A 15,857-nucleotide genomic window follows, 5' to 3' on the forward strand; every position below is an offset into this window, starting at 1 on the left:
GCACCACACCGTTTTGCCGCAACAGACGCTACGTGGAGGTATGCCGACCATCGCCGAGACGCACATCGTCAACCGCGAGCGCGTCCAGCCGACTCACGCGAACAACTACCAGAGCGCCCACGGCGGCATCGTCATGAAGTGGATGGACGAAATCGGCGCGATGTCGGCTATGCGGGCCGCCAGAGAGACCTGCGTGACCGCACAGATGTCTCGCGTCGACTTCGAGCGCCCGATACCCATCGGTGACACCGCACTCATCGAGTCATACGCCTACGCTACTGGCCGAACTAGCGTCCGGGTCCGCATCGAGGTTGCCCGCGAGGAGCCACACACGGGCGAAACAGAAGAGACGACCAGCGCGTACGCCACCTTCGTCGCCGTCGACGACGGGGAACCGACGCCCGTCCCCGAACTGACCGCCGAAAGCGAGGAGTGCCGTGAACTGCGGGACAGAGCGCTGGCCGAGGAACCCGAGCGAGACTGAGGCGAGTCAGTCGGCTGGGAGGCGCGCCGGCCAACACTTAGACGCTGACGAACTTCTTGCTACGGCCTTCGGGCCGCTCGGCTATCTCTGGGAGTACGGTGAGCCACTGGCCGAGCGTACTCGCTCGGCGAGCCACGCTCGACTCGGACAGGTCCGTCTCGGCAGCCAGTACCGCCTTCAGCTCATCGTGCGAGAGAGACCCGCGCTCCGCTATCACCGTCGCAAGGCGGTCGACAACTTCGACCTGTCGAAGGCCAGCGATGAGTCGCTCACGGGCCGCTTCGGTGTCACCCGACTCGTGCAGGCGGAGGTACTCGACGCCGTTCTTGGTCAACCCCCAGCGACGGACCTCACGACCGTCGACCGCCGTCGGCGTGTCCTCGTGTACAAACCCCAACAGCCAGCCTGCAGTGCCATAGAGATCAGCGTGCCGCGAATCAAACTCCGGAACCGCGCGGTTGATTTCCGCTCTAGTGCCGCCCGTCTCGTCGATGGCCGCCAGGAACTCCCGAAGCGATTCGAAACTATTGGCAAGCGGTACCTCGTTAGAGGGAATCGTATCGGTCCGCTCCGGTTCAGTCAGCGCGTCCCAAAAGGCCGGCTGTAGCTCGTAGCCACTGCCCCTCTCCGCAACACCGATGTTGTTGCTGACCATCGTTGCCGCGAGTTGCTCCCCGTCGACGAGGTGTATCTGAAGGTTCTCGGCCGCTCGTCTCGCCGGCCCTGTGAACGAACTGGAGGTGAGATAGGTTCCCGTCTGGTAGTTCCCTTGCGTCAGTGCCCCACTGAACCGCTGTACGTGCCCGTTGCTAACCGTGTTGCCCTCGTCGTATCGCTTGACCTGCGCGCCGAACAACACCCGGACGACATCCTCCTCAATGACGCCCTCGACGTCGATACCGTCGTCCTGCCGGAACGCTGTTACCTGCATCGACTCCGTATCGAGGCGGCGGCTGAGGACCATCTTGCACAGAATCTCGAACTGCTCCGGTGACACCTCGTACATCCTGTCTCGGAGATGGTCTTGCATAGCCGCGGCTTGCATATCTCTCACCAGCGGCCACGCTCACATAAGCGCCGGGCATGGTTTCGGTGGCCGCGGCGATGCGCTTCAGAATCGAGCCGGCCGGGATTTGAACCGACGGAAGACGGTCGCCTCACTCCGTTCGGCGCTGCGACTTCCAGGGTTCAAATCCCTGTTGTGCGCTTCATCGCTCACGATGACGAGCACACGCTAAGCGGTGCTCGTGGGGATTGTTCACAATAGGAACGCCCGGAGCGGGATTTGAACCGGAGGCAGCGTCGCGTTGCTGGCCCTCCAGAGATTCAAATCCCGCGTCCAGCGTTTCACGCGTTCCGGACCCATCGCTGGCGCTCTGGGTCATTCGCTTGGAAAAAGCCTAGGCCGGAATTTGAATCCGGGGTCTCGTCCTTACCAAGGACGCGCTTTACCGCTAAGCTACCCAGGCACGCATCAATGTGTATCCGGCAATTGTCTAAAGTCGTTTCGATTCGGGGCCGGTGTGTCGGTTAGTCTCAGTGGTCGGCGGCGGCCTCGGTCCCGTCGCCGGTTGGCTGTTCGGCCCCGGCTCGCGCTCGGAGCGCGTCAGCGACCTCCTCACCGAGCAGGTCGGCGTTCGACGGGAGGCCGTCGACGGCCAGCTCGGTCGCGTACTCGCGAAGCGTCGGGGTAGGTCGGATGCCGGCGGCAGTGACGCCAGCGACCACGGCGAGTTCCAGAATGTCCGTTTCCAGCGCGGTGTCGAGGCTTTCGTCGTCGGTCGTCTGACGGACTGTCTGGTCGTGGCCGAACGAACGGACGACAGCGACAGCAGCGTCGGCGGCCTCGGTTCTGGCGAGCAGGTAGAAGCCACGTGAGACGAGGATATCCGCGATAAGGATATCCAAGTCGGCGGTGTCGCGGTCACCGCTGACCCAGGGGTCGTCCCGGGCCAGTTGCCGAGTGAGCGAGAGCCCCTCGTAGATGAGCTGGACGCCAGCGGCTCGGTCAGCGACGCCGTCAGCCAGATCGACCGGTGGGTCGCTGGTCGCGCCCGCGCTGACGAGCGTCAGGACGCCGGGCGCCAGCGACGCGTCGTCCAGGCGAGCGTCGATCCGCTCGTGAAGCCGGTCAGGCTCGACATCGTCGACTGCCGCCAACGCCGCTCGGCGAACTGCCGCCACTTCCTCCATTATGAGGGTCTAGCGACGGGAAGGGCAAAGACCTTTGGAAACCGCAGAGTCACAGCAGGCATGGTACAGACCACGAGCAGCGATGGTATCCGGACCCTGACGCTCGACCGGCCCGACCAGCGCAACGCGCTCACCAGCGCGGCGCTGCGTGACCTCGAGGCAGCAATCGAAGCAGCGACCGAGTCGGTGCTGTATCTCCACGGCGCTGGCGAGGCGTTCTGTGCCGGCGCGGACCTTACCGAAGTCAAGGCCCTCGATTCGGAGAGCGCCGAGACGTTCGCGGCGCTGGGCCAGCGGGTCGCTCACGCACTGGAATCCTACGACGGGGCCGTTGTTGCTGGTATCGACGGCGCGGCGCGGGGCGGCGGCGTCGAACTGGCGCTGGGCTGTGACATCCGGGTGGCCACGCCCGACGCGACCCTGGCCGAAACCGGTGTCAAACTCGGGCTGTTCGGCGCGTGGGGGGGGACGGCACGGCTCCCCGAGGTCGTCGGGACAGGCGACGCCTTAGACATCGCACTTTCCGGCCGAACGCTCGACGCAAAGACGGCGCTGCGGATGGGGCTGGTTTCGCGGATCACTACGGAGCCACGGGCCGTCGCTGAGGAGTTGGCGGGCGTCGACGGGGACGCGCTTCGAGTGCTGAAAACACGGATCCGAGACGACGCGGACAAGGAGACACAGGAGCGGCGCGAGCAGCAGGCCTTCGCCGATCTCAACGCAAAGACCGAGTAGGCAAGGGTACAAGACGCCGCCTCGCATACGGGTTGGCAATGGTCGACTGTGAGTATTGCTCGGAATCGTTCGACGGCGAGGACGCCTACCTCGACCACCTCGCCGACGCCCACGACGGCGAGTTGGGGGCTATCGACCGTCGGCGCGTCGAGGCACAGACCGGCGGCGCAGACGGGAACGCCCTTCCGGTCGGCCCCATCGTTATCGGCGTCGTCGTCCTGTTCGCCGTCGGGCTCACGGCGTACGTGACCCAGCTGAGTGGCGGTGATGGCGGAAGTGGCGCAAATCTGGTCGGGACCGCAGGCGCACAGCCCCTTTCCACGGTCGAAGCCTCCGGAATCGAGGCGTCGTCGCTCAACGAGACCGGCGACAGCGACCGTCTGGCCGGCGTCCAGCAGTTCCCGGACCGGGGTGCCAACCACGTCGAAGAGGGCAGCGCCATCGACTATCAGCGGGTTCCGCCGCTCTCCGGGACACACTATGCGTCGACGGTGGGTGCGGGCTTCTACGAGGCGACGCCGTTGCTTGGCTCGCTCGTCCACACGCTCGAACACGGCGCGGTCATCGTCTACTACGACCCCGACGAGATATCGCCCGGAGCCAGAGAGAGTCTTCGGGGTTTTTCCAGCACACACACCGGCACTTGGCGGAGCGTCGTCGTCGTCCCGAACCCCAGCGACGACCCCCGCGCACCCTACGTCATGACGGCGTGGCGACACGAGCTGACGATGGACGGCTACGACGCCGAGACCGTCCACGCGTTCCTCTCGGAGTACCTGGGTCGCGGCCCGGAGAACCCGGTCCGCTGAGGTGACTCAGTACAGCGGGTCCGGACCCGGCGGCATCGCTCGCTTGTGGGCGCTCGACTCGTGCATCTCGCGGACCGTCTCGACGGCGTCCGTCGGGACGCCGACGTGGTCGGCCGTCGCGGCCGCCGGGACGCCGCCGTCGACGTGCAGGGCGAGGATGGAGTCGAGCGTGTCGTAGTCCATCCCCATCTCGTCGGCGTCAGTTTGCCCGGCCCACATCTCGGCGCTCGCGGTCTTTTCGGCGAGGTCGTCGGGGACGCCGACGTGTTTCGCCAGCTGTCGGACCTGTTGTTTGTACAAGGGCGCGATAGGGTGGCAGTCGACCGCACCGTCGCCGTATTTCGTGTAGTAGCCGACCAATGCCTCGCTCCGGTTTCCAGTCCCCAGTACCAGCGCCTGTTCGTGGTTGCCGGCGAGATAGTTCAGCACCGCTCGACAGCGAACCCGGAGATTGCCGACGGCAAGCTGGTCGCCCTCAGCGTCTGGATAGGCGTCGAGGAACGCGTCGACCAGCGGGTTGATTTCGATGACGTCGTACTCGATGCCGAGCAGGTCGTTTGCGACCCGCTCGGCGTCGCTCATGTTGTCCGCGCGGTTGGCCTCGCTGGGCATCACGAGCCCGTGGACGGCGTCGCGGCCGAGCGCCTCGACGGCCAGATGGGAGACGAGCGTGCTGTCGATGCCCCCCGACAGCCCCATCACGACGGTGTCGACGCCGGCGGCGTCGACCTGGTCCGTGATGAACGAGGTGATGTGGTCGCGGTGCGCCTCCAGCTCGGCGTCGGAAAACGACAGGTCCAGCGGCTCATCGGCACGGACAATGGATTCGGCCGTTGCCATGTCTACTGGTTGGACGGGCGGAACTAATACCCATCTATCGACGTGATATTTTCGGACGCGCGTCCAGTCAAAACGCTACGTTCAAGTGCGGCCGCTGTTGACAGTCCGGTACGAAGCACGCCGGCGGTTGGCGGTCCCGCAGGGGCCGCAAGCCCCGGTCACCGAGCGCCGGTGGTCCAGTGGTAGGACATTGCCTTCCCAAGGCAATAGCCCGGGTTCAATTCCCGGCCGGCGCACTTCCTTCGGTCGCTTCCCGCCCGATGTTCGCAATCGCTCTGCGATTGCTCACTCCCGGCCGGCGCACTTCCTTCGGTCGCTTCCCGCCCGATGTTCGCAATCGCTCTGCGATTGCTCACTCCCGGCCGGCGCACTTCCTTCGGTCGCTTCCCGCCCGATGTTCGCAATCGCTCTGTGAGTGCTCACTCCCGGCCAGCGAATTGTACTGCGAACCGCCCGAAACCGACAGGGAGAGCCGAAACGGGGCACGCACGGACAGCCCTGCGGAGGGTTCTAGGTACGTAGGGTGAACAGTTATGTCCGAAGAATGTGAATCACGTTAACATATGCCTCGACCATCCACTCGGCCACACAACCCCCTGCTGGAGTGTAAGGAATGCAACGAGCCGGTAATCAAGACAGCCGACGGGGAGTTCGAGTGCGTGGAGTGCGGGTGGCAGCCCGAGGCCGAACGCATGGACTCGTAACCGGCCGTCTCGGTCGCTTCGTGTGCGTGCGAGCCGATAGCTGGGGCAATCAGCGCCCCGTCCTGTTCTGCTGTGGCGAGTGAGGTCACTCGGCGTGAACCCGCGGACCGCGGAATACTTGTCGGGGCCGGGCATACCCAGTGCCAACAGATGGACGCGCCGCTGTGGACGGAGACACACGCCCCGGAGTTGTCGGATATCCGCCAGCCGAAGGCCCGCGAGCACCTACAGGGAGCCATCGAGAAGCCGATGAACCTCCTGGTCCATGGGCCGAAAGGCAGCGGGAAGACGGCCGCTGTCCGGGCTTTTGCCCGAGAGGTCCACGAGAATCCCGACGCGGACTTCACCGAACTCAATATGGCCGACGTGTTCGGCATGACAAAAAAGGAGGTCGCCAACGACCCGCGGTTCGCGTCGTTCATCGACAGCAAGCGACGGCGCGAGTCCTCGAAAGCCGACCTCATCAACCACGTTCTCAAGGAGTCGGCAAGCTACTCGCCGGTGTCGGGCAGCTACAAGACCATCCTGCTGGACAACGCCGAGGGGATGCGCGAGGACTTCCAGCAGGCGCTGCGCCGAGTGATGGAGCAGTACTACGAGGCGACGCAGTTCGTCATTGCGACGCGCCAGCCCTCTGCTGTTATTCCGCCGATCCGCTCGCGGTGTTTCCCGGTCGTGATGCGCGAGCCGACCCACGAGGAGACGGTGTCGGTACTTGAGGACATCGTCACCGCGGAGGAGGTCGACCACGACGACGACGGCATCGAGTACGTCGCCGGCTACGCGGAGGGGGACCTCCGGACGGCCGTGCTGGCCGCTCAGACGACCGCCGAGGCGGAGGGCGAAGTGACGATGGACGCCGCCTTCGAGACGCTGAACGCCGTCGAGGCCGATGACCAGGTCGAGCAGATGGTCAAGGCGGCCGAGGACGGGCGCTTTACCGACGCGCGGTCGACGCTGGACGACCTGCTCGTCGATGAAGGGTACGGCGCGTCCGATATCCTCGACGACATGCTGGACGTGGCCCGGTCGCGCTACTCCGGGGACCGACTCGCGGAGGTCCACCGACTGGCCGGCGAGACAGATATGGCACTCGTCGATGCGGCGAACGAGCGAATTCACCTCTCACATCTCCTCGCACAGCTTGGCGAGCGATGAGGGATGTGGTCCGGCCGCTATCGCTCTGGAAGCGCTGTACCGGACACAGCTAGCCGGTATAACACGTTCCTGCCCCACCGCTGAACCGGGCCACGGCGCGGTGACACGGAATCGCGGACGGAGACGGCGTCAACCGGTTCGAAATCCTTTTACGCGCTTCGGCGGGTAGATACGGACAACGAACCATGGATATCGACATCATCGAAGAAGACGAGAATCCCATGTTGCACCGCACGGACGTCCGGTTCGAGGTCGTCCACGACGAAGCCACCCCCTCCCGTCTCTCTGTCCGCGACTCTCTTGCGGCCACGCTGAACAAGGACGCCGAGGAAGTCGTCATCCACAAGCTCGACACCAAGTTCGGCATGCGGAAGACGGTCGGCTACGCGAAGGTCTACGACAGCCCCGAGTACGCCCGTGACGTCGAGCAAGACCACATGCTCGAACGCAACAAGATTGTTGCCGACGGCGAAGAGGAAGCGGAGGAAGCATAGATGCCACACAACGAGTACTACAACGACGACGGCGAACTCGACCGCGAGACCTGTCCCCGGTGTGGCGACACCGTCCTCGCCGAACACGAGGACCGCCAGCACTGCGGGAAGTGCGGCTACACCGAGTGGAAGTAAGGCCGCCCGATGCGCGTTCTGGGTATCGAAGGAACCGCCTGGGCAGCCAGTGCTGCGGTGTTCGAGACGCCGGACCCGGCCCGGGCGACCGACGACGACCACGTTTTTATCGAGACTGACGCCTACGCGCCGGATAGCGGCGGCATCCACCCGCGCGAGGCCGCCGAACACATGGGCGAGGCCATTCCGACCGTTGTCGAGATGGCCATCGAACACGCACACGAGCGGGCTGGCGGTGCAAACGGGGACGACAGCGCGCCAATCGACGCGGTGGCCTTCGCTCGTGGCCCGGGACTTGGCCCCTGCCTGCGTATCGTCGCCACAGCCGCTCGGGCGGTCGCCCAGCGGTTCGACGTGCCGCTAGTCGGCGTGAACCACATGGTCGCCCACCTCGAAGTGGGCCGCCACCGGTCGGGCTTCGACTCGCCGGTGTGTCTCAACGCCTCCGGCGCGAACGCCCACATCCTGGGCTATCGGAACGGCCGGTACCGGGTGCTGGGCGAGACGATGGACACCGGCGTCGGCAACGCCATCGACAAGTTCACGCGCCACGTCGGCTGGTCCCACCCCGGCGGACCGAAGGTCGAAAGACACGCCCGCGACGGCGAGTACCACGAACTGCCCTACGTGGTCAAGGGGATGGACTTCTCCTTCTCGGGCATCATGAGCGCCGCCAAGCAGGCCGTCGACGACGGCGTCCCAGTGGACGATGTCTGTCGCGGCATGGAGGAGACCATCTTCGCCATGCTGACGGAGGTGGCCGAGCGGGCGCTGTCGCTGACCGGTGCCGACGAACTGGTGCTCGGCGGCGGCGTCGGCCAGAACGACCGCCTCCAGCGGATGCTCGGCGAGATGTGCGAGCAACGCGGCGCAACGTTTTACGCCCCCGAACACCGCTTCCTGCGGGACAACGCCGGGATGATAGCGATTCTGGGCGCGAAGATGTACGCGGCCGGCGACACCATCGCTATCGAGGACTCCCGTATCGACTCGAACTTCCGGCCCGACGAGGTGGCCGTCACCTGGCGCGGGACCGAAGAGTCGGTGGACAGCTATCGGGCGGCGGACGACGAAGTCCAGGGCGCGGAGGCGACCGTCCGCTTCGACGGGGACCGCGTTATCAAAGAGCGAGTGCCGCGGAGCTACCGCCATCCAACACTGGACGAGCGGCTGCGAACCGAACGCACCAGACAGGAAGCCCGGCTCACCAGCGAGGCGCGCCGCCACGGCGTCCCGACGCCGCTGGTCCGGGACGTGGACCCGCAGGACGCCCGCATCGTCTTCCAGCGCGTCGGCGAGACCGACCTCCGCGAGGGGCTGTCCGAGTCGCGGGTCGCCGACGTGGGCCGCTGGCTCGCCCGCATCCACGACGCCGGCTTCGTCCACGGCGACCCGACGACGCGGAACGTCCGGGTCGGTGGCCGGAGCGGGCAGGCGGACCGAACCTTCCTCATCGATTTCGGCCTCGGCTACTACACGCAGGAGGCAGAGGACCACGCGATGGACCTCCACGTCCTCGCCCAGTCGCTCGCCGGCACCGCGGACGACCCCGAGACGCTGCTGTCGGCAGCCGAAGACGCCTATCGAACGGAGAGCGACCACGCCGATTCGGTGTTCGCCAGCCTCGACGACATCGAGGGTCGTGGCCGATATCAGTAGGATATGAACCACGGGCGGTGCTGAGTTGCGGTCGGCGGAGCAAGCATACCGCGGCCTCCGGCCGCGATCTCACGCGAATCGCTCCGCGATTCGCGCTTTTTTTCGCCCGCGTTTTTCGAGTCAAGCGGGACTGAAGGTCCCGCTGACCGTGCGAACGGGCGCTTCGCGCCCGTGAGCAGAGAGCCGTCCCCGCAGCGAGCGAAGCGAGCGAGGAACGGTGACGACGAAGAAGGTGGTGGACAAATGGTTTAACCTCGGCCCGAGTAGAACGCAGTATGGCAGAAAAACCCCAGTCGGGAACGTTGTTCGGCGTGCCGTACAACTTCGAACGACCGAGCCTCAAGCGGTTGGTGTCGGCCTACTGGAAGCCGGGCGATGACATGCTGGTCGAAAAACCGTTCGGCATCGGCTACACGCTGAACCTGGCGAACTGGCGCTCGTGGGTCGTGCTGGCGGTCGCTGGCGTGATGCTGTACCTCGAACGCGGCGGCAGCAGCGAGGAGTTCGAGTCCGAGAGCGAGGACGAGCCGGTCGAAGTCGTTGTCGACTGACCGCTGTTTCGACGGCTCTTTTATTGCCGGCCGCTGTATGCCGGTATGCTCAATTTTGTCACGACTAACCCCGGGAAAGTCCGGGAGGCGACCGAGTATCTCGACGACGATGTCCAGCAGTTCGACTTCGACTACCCGGAGGTCCAGGCCGACGACCTGCGAACGGTCGCGGCAGAGGGGGCACGAGCGGCCTATCACGCAGCGGGCGGGCCGGTCATCGTCGACGATGCGGGGCTGTTCATCGACGCTTTCGATGGGTTCCCCGGGCCGTACTCCTCGTACGTCGAGGACACGGTCGGCGTCGAGCGCGTGTGGCGCATGACCGAACCAGAGGACGACCGCGGCGCGGCGTTCAAAACAGTCATCGCCTACTGCGACGGCGAGGGCTTCGAGGCGACGCCGGACCCGGACGGCATCGACCGCGAGGCCCGGCGCGGACAGGACCTGTCGGCCGACGCCCGCGGCGCAGCGACGACTGACGAGCAGGTTCACGACGGGAGCGCAAAGAGCAGCGAGACAGTGCCGGTAAAGCTGTTCGAAGGGCGTGTGAACGGCGAAATCGTCGCCCCGCGCGGCGAGGGTGGGTTCGGCTTCGACCCCATCTTCGAACACGACGGGACGACCTTCGCGGAGATGAGCACCGAGCAGAAGAACGCCATCTCCCACCGTGGGCGAGCGCTGGCGAAGTTCGCGGAGTGGTACGGTGAGCGGTAGCGACGTGTCGGTCGTCGGGACCGGCGGCACCGCGTTGACAACCGGTACATCGGCGGGCATCGGCGAAGCGTTAGCGCGTGAGTTCGCGGCACGCGGCCACGACGTAGTGCTGGTCGCCCGGAGCGAGCGGAAACTGGAGCGGCTGGCCGAGGACCTCGAAACAAGGGGAGTCACAGCGACCTCTATTGTGATGGACCTCGACCACGCGACGGCCGCCGAATCGCTGTACGAGGAGGTGACCGAGCGCGGTCTAACCATTGATGTCCTCGTTAACAACGTCGGCGTGGGGACATACGGCCCGTTCGCCGAAAGTGATCTGTCGGAAGAGCGGACGCAGTTGCGCCTGAACGTCATGCTCCCGGTCGAATTGACCCGACTATTCATCGACGAGTTCGACGATGGCGGTGCGGTTATCAATATAGGTTCAGTCGCCGGATTCCAGCCGGGGCCGAACCTCGCCGGCTACTACGCAAGCAAAGCGTACATCAACAGCTTCAGCGAAGCGCTCGCAGAGGAATGCCGGGAAACACCGGTCGACGTGACGGTGGTTTGTCCCGGCCCAGTCGACACAGAGTTTCAGGAGCGAGCAGGGATGACGGACTCGACGGTTGGGTCGGTTGCCACGAACTCGCCCGAGGCCGTCGCATCGGCGGCGTATACCGGGGCCGCGGCTGGTGAGACTGTCGTCATTCCGCGGCGGTCGATGCGGCTTATCGACCGATTGGTGCGGGTGACACCGCGCTGGGTCGTCCGGCGCGTTGCAGCGCTGGTCAACCAAGACAGGTAGAGAATCAGTTCCGAGACTGCCGTTGAATCCAGTGTTCGTCTCGTCTCCTGTCTGGTTTTCGTCCGCCGGTTCCTTTTCAATCTCCGAGAATTGGACTCGAACCTTATTATACAGTGTAAAAAAAAGGAGCGTATGCTCACAGCCCTCGTCGAACAGTACAAGTCGGTGATACGTGGATCACTCGATATTTTCGGTGTCTCCGGTTCAGTCGAGCGGAAAGTGCTCGCGGCCGTCGGTCTGCAGTTTGCCGCGTCTGTCGCACTGGCAGTTGTCTCGCTTGTCGCCAGCGGGACCGTCCGGTTCGTCGTCACGGGCGTGTTGCTTGCTGGCGCTATCGTCGCGTTCGCCAACACGGTGTTCATTACCCGCGAGGACTTCGTCGAACCCATCACAGCGATGGCCGCGGGTGCGGACCATATCGCGGCTGGCGAACTCGACGTGGAACTGCCCGAGAGCGAGCGCGACGACGAGGTCGCCGAACTGCTCTCCTCGTTTCGCTCGATGCAATCCTATCTGCTGACAGTGTCTGAACAGGCCGACGCGCTCTCCCGGCAGGAGTTCGACGCCGACGTTCTCGACGAGGACGTGCCCGGGACCTTCGGGCAGTCGCTGGAGAAGATGGCCGCTAGTATGGACGATTATACCACCGAACTCCAGACGATGACCAGCGACCTCGAACGGCGCTCCCAGGCGCTTAACGACCTCGTCGTCGCCTTCGGTGACGCCGCTGAACGGGCAAAAGACGGGGACCTGACGGCCACGATAGACGAGGACTTCGACGCCGACGACGAGCAGTTCGACGCCGTCGTCGAGAACTACAACGACCTCGTGACGACGCTCGGAGGGACGGTGGCAACCGTCGCCGCGTTCGCAGAGGACGTCGACGAGACGAGCGATCACGTCACCCGAAGCATCGAAGAGATTGACGACGCGAGCGACGAGATTTCCCGGTCGATTCAGGAAATCTCGGCTGGTGCCAGCCAGCAGGCGTCACGTCACGACGACGTCGCTTCCGAGATGAACACGCTGTCTGCCACCGTCGAAGAGATCGCTGCGACCGCCGAGAACGCGGCCGACACCGCCGAGAAGGCGACACAGCGAGGGCGCGAGGGACGCGCGGACGCCGAGCAGGCGATCGACGAACTCGACGAGATGGAGGCCCGTATCGACGATATCGCCGTTGCGGTCGAAAGTCTGGTCGACCAGATCAGCGAGATCGACGACATCGTCGAGGTCATCACAGACATCGCCGAGCAGACCAACATGCTCGCACTGAACGCCTCCATCGAGGCGGCCCGCGCGGACGCAAGCGGGGACGGGTTCGCCGTCGTCGCCGACGAGGTGAAAACACTCGCAGAAGAGACCCGCGACGCCGCAACAGACGTATCAGACCGGATACAGGCAGTCCAGCACGAGGCCAGCGAGACCGTCAGCGACGTGGAGGCGACGAACCAGCAGGTGACCGACAGCGCCGCGACAATCGAGTCGGCGCTCCGGGACTTCGAGGACATCGTCGACGTGCTCGGCGAGGTCAACGCCTCGATTCAGGAGATATCGGGAGCCACCGCCGAGCAGGCGGAAACCACGCAGGAGGTCGTCGATATGGTCGACGAGGTCGCCGAAGTGAGCGAGCAGACAAACGAGGAGTCAGAGGCCGTTGCCGCCGCGACAGAGGAACAGACCGCGACGATTACCGAAGTGACCACCGAGGTACAGGAGATGGCAACACAGACCGACGAGTTGCGTGAGGTGCTTGCGGAGTTCGAGGTTACAGAGGACGCAGCAGGGCCATCGAGGACCGTTTCTGCACCCACGATAACGACCGCTGACGACTGATGACTCGCTATGCGCGTGGGTCCCGATCTGGACCGGGATACTCGCCGTTCTCGACGACGGGATACAGTGACTCCGGATCGAACAGGCGAGCAAAGGCATCCGGCGGTCTGACACTCAGGGACATATGACGGTTGAGCGACGCGCTGGTCCGGGCGCTACGCAGGTCGTCCGCATAGGACAGGAGGTGCTGTGCGCCGCCCCGGTAAGCCGAGGCCAGCGCGGGATGGTCTCCGGCCGGGTGGTCGACAATATCACAGCCGGGTTCGATCCGCGCCCGCCAGTCGGCCGCCAGATCGGCGTCAGCAAGGTCGGTGATGACGGCAGCGGCATCATCTAACAGGTGGTCGCTCGCGACGAGCGTGACCCACGAGTGCCGGCGGACGTGGTCGATAGCGGCACGGGCATCGCTGTCTGGCCCACACAGCAGGTCGGCGGCGAGGACATCAGCATCGGCGACGACACGCGCTGGCGACGGCTCATGCATCGTCTTTGTCCTCCGCGCGGTGCGCTTCAAGGGCCGCACAGACAGCGTCGACCGTAGTCTGGTGGTCTGCCGCGCGTTCAAACAGCGTCGCCCAGGTCATACGAGAAGGCAGTGGTCGAACGATGAAAAACCCGTGCCGTCTGTCGTCTGTCGCGCGCCTGTCTGACGGGCATTTATGCCTACCGGTAGCATTCCACCCGGTACGGGCGCGCTTCCACGGCTGCAGTGGATGTCGGTGACACTGCGTGCCATCCTATCCTCCCCAGGCGCGCCCGGACACCGCGATCCTCCCTTTCATATCCTACTTCCCCCCGGCTTTCGTCGAAGACAGCGAAACTGTCAGTCTGAGAGCGACTGCGGCAGAGCGGACCCGGGAAGTTTCAGGCTGATGCGTCGCCCCGGAGCGTTGCCCGGATGTCGTCCAGCCCGCCGGGGTCGGCCATAATGGCGACGCTGTCGCCGGGCTCGATCTCGGTCTGTGGGAGCGGAATCGTCATCGGTTCGTGATCCTTTCCGTGGGCGTAGATGCGGGCGTCGCCGGGGAGGTCCACCTCAACGACTCGTTTGCCGACGAACGGCGAGTCATCGGGGATTCGGATACTCGCGACCGATAGCTGTTCGGTCAGGTCGGCGAGAACGTTGAAGTCACCGCCAAGCAGTGCCGTCTTCGCGCCGGCCGCGCCCAGCCGCTCGGGGTAGATTATCTCGTCTACGTCAGCGGCGTACTTCTCGTAGATTTCCTCGCGGTAGTCGGCGTCGATTCGTAGAACAGTTCGACAGCCGAACTCTTTGCCGATCATACAGGCAGTGAAGTTCGTGTTCAGATCGCCCGTGAGGCCGCCGATAGCGTCTGCGCTTTCGATGCCGGCATCGACGAGGACGCTTTCCTCGTTGCCATCACCCTGGATAGTCTCGAATCCGGTTTCCCTGGCCCGTTCGACCTTCACAGGGTCGTTGTCGACGATAACGACTTCGTGGCCCTCGCTTTGCAGAATCCGTGCGGTCCGGATGCCGACGCGGCCATAGCCAACGATAACGAACTTCATGGACTACGGTACGACGGCCACCATTAAAAATGTGAACGGGTGACAGGGTGACGGGGCTTAGCTTTCTGACGTCGCGTTTCCTTCAGTCCCGTTGTCCGTTTCGTCAGTTTCGTCGCCTTCGTCAGCCTCCTCAGTCTCATTGGCTGGCGGTTCTTCAGTTTCGTCGGCGGGCGGCTCTTCAGTTTCGTCGGCGGGCGGCTCTTCAGTTTCGTCGGCGGGCGGCTCTTCAGTTTCGTCGGCGGGCGGCTCTTCGGTCTCGTTCGCTGGTGGCTCTTCGGTCTCGTTCGCTGGTGGCTCTTCAGTTTCGTTGGCTGGTGGCTCTTCAGTTTCGTTGGCTGGTGGCTCTTCAGTTTCGTTCGCTGGTGGCTCTTCGGTCTCGTTCGCTGGTGGCTCTTCGGTCTCATTCGCTGGTGGCTCGATAGTGATCTCGGCGAACGCACCGTCGTCGCGCGTGAAGACGCTATGGATGTACGTGTCCGGCCCGACACCGGTCGTGTCGACGGTAAACGTCACGTCAGCAGATTCGTTCGCGTCGAGGCTCACGGACTCAGAGACCAGCGGCTGGCCGTTCAGTCGGAACTCGACGCTCTGGGTCGTGTTGAACTCGTTCGGGTTGGCGACAGTTGCGGTGACCGTGACGTTGTCACCGGCGGTGGCGTTCGTCGGTGCGTCGAGGCTCTCCAGCGTGAACGAGTCAGAGATGGTAACCGCGGCGACCTGTCCGTCGTCGCTGGTGAAGACACCGTGGCGGTAGTCACCGGGTTCGATGCCGGTCGTGTCCGCCGAGAACTGAACGGTTGCGCTCTCGTTAGGCTCAAGTGTGACGAGCGTCCGGTCGACGACGGCCCCGTCGAACCGGAACGCCACGGATTCAGTCACCGCGGTGTTTTGATTGTTCGTGACCGTCGCGGCCACGTCAGCAGTCGAGTTGGGAGCGACGCTCTGGGGTGCGGTCAGGGAATCGAGAGTGACCCCCGTGTTCGCGGCTTGTTCTGACGGCGATTCCTGTTGCGCTGTCACGCCCGGTACGGCCCCGACCTGTGCGGTGAGGCCGCCGACGACGAGGAGCGCAGCGAAAACGGCGAGTGTGCGAGTTCGTATCATGGTTCGATTCTGCGGTGATCGGCAGGCAATGCGAACTGTTCGACGGGTGAACGACACATAAACCGGCGAGACAGTTCAGCAGAGAATAATAACCTGCTAAGCCGTTCGCTGTGACTGCTGGCTC

18 protein-coding genes and 2 tRNA genes are annotated in these 15,857 nt (G+C 64.5%); 13 read left to right on the forward strand and 7 right to left on the reverse strand.

Annotated elements, in window-relative coordinates; genetic code table 11:
- Window positions 1-40 precede the first annotated feature (40 nt).
- Window positions 41-484 carry an acyl-CoA thioesterase gene (locus DVK00_RS05460; RefSeq protein WP_101351212.1) on the forward strand — a complete coding sequence of 148 codons (444 nt, stop codon included), beginning with the start codon at window positions 41-43 and terminating at the stop codon, window positions 482-484.
- Window positions 485-521: 37 nt separating this feature from the next.
- Here DVK00_RS05460 and DVK00_RS05465 read toward each other — a convergent pair whose 3' ends face one another.
- The 3 genes from DVK00_RS05465 to DVK00_RS05475 form a co-directional block, all read right to left on the reverse strand.
- Window positions 522-1,529 (reverse strand): restriction endonuclease, encoded by a 1,008-nt coding sequence (locus tag DVK00_RS05465; RefSeq protein ID WP_101351213.1) that lies wholly within the window; start codon window positions 1,527-1,529, stop codon window positions 522-524.
- Window positions 1,530-1,881: 352 nt separating this feature from the next.
- Window positions 1,882-1,953, reverse strand: a tRNA-Thr gene (locus tag DVK00_RS05470).
- A 67-nt stretch (window positions 1,954-2,020) separates the two neighbouring features.
- Window positions 2,021-2,677, reverse strand: a complete 657-nt coding sequence (locus DVK00_RS05475; protein ID WP_101351214.1) for a hypothetical protein — start codon at window positions 2,675-2,677, stop codon at window positions 2,021-2,023.
- Between the two features lie 60 nt (window positions 2,678-2,737).
- Between DVK00_RS05475 and DVK00_RS05480 the strand changes: the two genes are divergently transcribed.
- Both DVK00_RS05480 and DVK00_RS05485 read left to right on the forward strand, forming a co-directional pair.
- Window positions 2,738-3,412: an enoyl-CoA hydratase/isomerase family protein gene (locus tag DVK00_RS05480; protein ID WP_121577388.1), complete on the forward strand. Its 675-nt coding sequence runs from the start codon at window positions 2,738-2,740 to the stop codon at window positions 3,410-3,412.
- A 38-nt stretch (window positions 3,413-3,450) separates the two neighbouring features.
- The gene (locus DVK00_RS05485) at window positions 3,451-4,221 is read left to right on the forward strand and encodes a DUF3105 domain-containing protein (protein ID WP_121577389.1); all 771 of its coding nucleotides are present in this window, start codon (window positions 3,451-3,453) and stop codon (window positions 4,219-4,221) included.
- Between the two features lie 6 nt (window positions 4,222-4,227).
- Here DVK00_RS05485 and DVK00_RS05490 read toward each other — a convergent pair whose 3' ends face one another.
- Entirely contained in the window at window positions 4,228-5,061 is an 834-nt protein-coding gene (locus DVK00_RS05490; RefSeq protein WP_101351217.1) for an NAD+ synthase, read from the reverse strand.
- A 165-nt stretch (window positions 5,062-5,226) separates the two neighbouring features.
- Here DVK00_RS05490 and DVK00_RS05495 point away from each other — a divergent pair.
- From DVK00_RS05495 to DVK00_RS05535, 10 genes are all read left to right on the forward strand, one after another.
- Window positions 5,227-5,297: transfer RNA gene (locus DVK00_RS05495), tRNA-Gly, on the forward strand.
- A gap of 327 nt (window positions 5,298-5,624) precedes the next feature.
- The gene (locus DVK00_RS21600) at window positions 5,625-5,765 is read left to right on the forward strand and encodes a hypothetical protein (protein ID WP_198560195.1); all 141 of its coding nucleotides are present in this window, start codon (window positions 5,625-5,627) and stop codon (window positions 5,763-5,765) included.
- Between the two features lie 150 nt (window positions 5,766-5,915).
- On the forward strand, window positions 5,916-6,923 hold the full coding sequence (locus DVK00_RS05500; RefSeq protein ID WP_121577390.1) for an AAA family ATPase: 1,008 nt from the start codon (window positions 5,916-5,918) through the stop codon (window positions 6,921-6,923).
- A gap of 185 nt (window positions 6,924-7,108) precedes the next feature.
- Window positions 7,109-7,417: a 30S ribosomal protein S24e gene (locus DVK00_RS05505; RefSeq protein ID WP_053966642.1), complete on the forward strand. Its 309-nt coding sequence runs from the start codon at window positions 7,109-7,111 to the stop codon at window positions 7,415-7,417.
- The gene (locus DVK00_RS05510) at window positions 7,418-7,552 is read left to right on the forward strand and encodes a 30S ribosomal protein S27ae (RefSeq protein ID WP_004516109.1); all 135 of its coding nucleotides are present in this window, start codon (window positions 7,418-7,420) and stop codon (window positions 7,550-7,552) included.
- 9 nt (window positions 7,553-7,561) lie between these two features.
- A complete protein-coding gene (locus tag DVK00_RS05515) occupies window positions 7,562-9,211 on the forward strand; it encodes a bifunctional N(6)-L-threonylcarbamoyladenine synthase/serine/threonine protein kinase (protein WP_121577391.1) in 1,650 nt (549 codons plus the stop codon).
- Between the two features lie 275 nt (window positions 9,212-9,486).
- Window positions 9,487-9,762: a DUF5808 domain-containing protein gene (locus DVK00_RS05520; protein WP_004590574.1), complete on the forward strand. Its 276-nt coding sequence runs from the start codon at window positions 9,487-9,489 to the stop codon at window positions 9,760-9,762.
- A gap of 45 nt (window positions 9,763-9,807) precedes the next feature.
- Window positions 9,808-10,476, forward strand: coding sequence for a non-canonical purine NTP pyrophosphatase (locus DVK00_RS05525; RefSeq protein ID WP_101351220.1), 669 nt, complete (start codon window positions 9,808-9,810; stop codon window positions 10,474-10,476).
- On the forward strand, window positions 10,466-11,263 hold the full coding sequence (locus DVK00_RS05530) for an SDR family oxidoreductase (RefSeq protein WP_121577392.1): 798 nt from the start codon (window positions 10,466-10,468) through the stop codon (window positions 11,261-11,263). Before DVK00_RS05525 ends, DVK00_RS05530 begins: the two co-directional genes overlap by 11 nt.
- Window positions 11,264-11,395: 132 nt before the next feature.
- The gene (locus tag DVK00_RS05535; RefSeq protein ID WP_121577393.1) at window positions 11,396-13,099 is read left to right on the forward strand and encodes a methyl-accepting chemotaxis protein; all 1,704 of its coding nucleotides are present in this window, start codon (window positions 11,396-11,398) and stop codon (window positions 13,097-13,099) included.
- A 7-nt stretch (window positions 13,100-13,106) separates the two neighbouring features.
- Here DVK00_RS05535 and DVK00_RS05540 read toward each other — a convergent pair whose 3' ends face one another.
- From DVK00_RS05540 to DVK00_RS05550, 3 genes are all read right to left on the reverse strand, one after another.
- A complete protein-coding gene (locus DVK00_RS05540) occupies window positions 13,107-13,583 on the reverse strand; it encodes a hypothetical protein (protein WP_121535726.1) in 477 nt (158 codons plus the stop codon).
- Window positions 13,584-13,963: 380 nt separating this feature from the next.
- The gene (locus tag DVK00_RS05545) at window positions 13,964-14,629 is read right to left on the reverse strand and encodes a TrkA family potassium uptake protein (RefSeq protein WP_101351224.1); all 666 of its coding nucleotides are present in this window, start codon (window positions 14,627-14,629) and stop codon (window positions 13,964-13,966) included.
- A 57-nt stretch (window positions 14,630-14,686) separates the two neighbouring features.
- A complete protein-coding gene (locus tag DVK00_RS05550) occupies window positions 14,687-15,733 on the reverse strand; it encodes a CARDB domain-containing protein (protein WP_121577394.1) in 1,047 nt (348 codons plus the stop codon).
- Window positions 15,734-15,857 lie beyond the last annotated feature (124 nt).

The sequence above is a fragment of the Haloarcula sp. Atlit-47R genome, from assembly GCF_003665985.1.
In the GTDB taxonomy this organism is placed as follows: Archaea; Halobacteriota; Halobacteria; order Halobacteriales; family Haloarculaceae; genus Haloarcula; species Haloarcula taiwanensis.

What these genes read in the sequence shown, in the direction of transcription:
- DVK00_RS05545 (WP_101351224.1), bottom strand. Translation starts at nt 14,629, where the DNA reads ATGAAGTTCGTTATCGTTGGCTATGGCCGCGTCGGCATCCGGACCGCA.
- DVK00_RS05480 (WP_121577388.1), top strand. Translation starts at nt 2,738, where the DNA reads ATGGTACAGACCACGAGCAGCGATGGTATCCGGACCCTGACGCTCGAC.
- DVK00_RS05460 (WP_101351212.1), top strand. Translation starts at nt 41, where the DNA reads ATGCCGACCATCGCCGAGACGCACATCGTCAACCGCGAGCGCGTCCAG.
- DVK00_RS05500 (WP_121577390.1), top strand. Translation starts at nt 5,916, where the DNA reads ATGGACGCGCCGCTGTGGACGGAGACACACGCCCCGGAGTTGTCGGAT.
- DVK00_RS05525 (WP_101351220.1), top strand. Translation starts at nt 9,808, where the DNA reads ATGCTCAATTTTGTCACGACTAACCCCGGGAAAGTCCGGGAGGCGACC.
- DVK00_RS05535 (WP_121577393.1), top strand. Translation starts at nt 11,396, where the DNA reads ATGCTCACAGCCCTCGTCGAACAGTACAAGTCGGTGATACGTGGATCA.
- DVK00_RS05520 (WP_004590574.1), top strand. Translation starts at nt 9,487, where the DNA reads ATGGCAGAAAAACCCCAGTCGGGAACGTTGTTCGGCGTGCCGTACAAC.
- DVK00_RS05540 (WP_121535726.1), bottom strand. Translation starts at nt 13,583, where the DNA reads ATGCATGAGCCGTCGCCAGCGCGTGTCGTCGCCGATGCTGATGTCCTC.
- DVK00_RS05505 (WP_053966642.1), top strand. Translation starts at nt 7,109, where the DNA reads ATGGATATCGACATCATCGAAGAAGACGAGAATCCCATGTTGCACCGC.
- DVK00_RS05490 (WP_101351217.1), bottom strand. Translation starts at nt 5,061, where the DNA reads ATGGCAACGGCCGAATCCATTGTCCGTGCCGATGAGCCGCTGGACCTG.
- DVK00_RS21600 (WP_198560195.1), top strand. Translation starts at nt 5,625, where the DNA reads ATGCCTCGACCATCCACTCGGCCACACAACCCCCTGCTGGAGTGTAAG.
- DVK00_RS05475 (WP_101351214.1), bottom strand. Translation starts at nt 2,677, where the DNA reads ATGGAGGAAGTGGCGGCAGTTCGCCGAGCGGCGTTGGCGGCAGTCGAC.
- DVK00_RS05510 (WP_004516109.1), top strand. Translation starts at nt 7,418, where the DNA reads ATGCCACACAACGAGTACTACAACGACGACGGCGAACTCGACCGCGAG.
- DVK00_RS05485 (WP_121577389.1), top strand. Translation starts at nt 3,451, where the DNA reads ATGGTCGACTGTGAGTATTGCTCGGAATCGTTCGACGGCGAGGACGCC.
- DVK00_RS05515 (WP_121577391.1), top strand. Translation starts at nt 7,562, where the DNA reads ATGCGCGTTCTGGGTATCGAAGGAACCGCCTGGGCAGCCAGTGCTGCG.
- DVK00_RS05465 (WP_101351213.1), bottom strand. Translation starts at nt 1,529, where the DNA reads ATGCAAGCCGCGGCTATGCAAGACCATCTCCGAGACAGGATGTACGAG.
- DVK00_RS05550 (WP_121577394.1), bottom strand. Translation starts at nt 15,733, where the DNA reads ATGATACGAACTCGCACACTCGCCGTTTTCGCTGCGCTCCTCGTCGTC.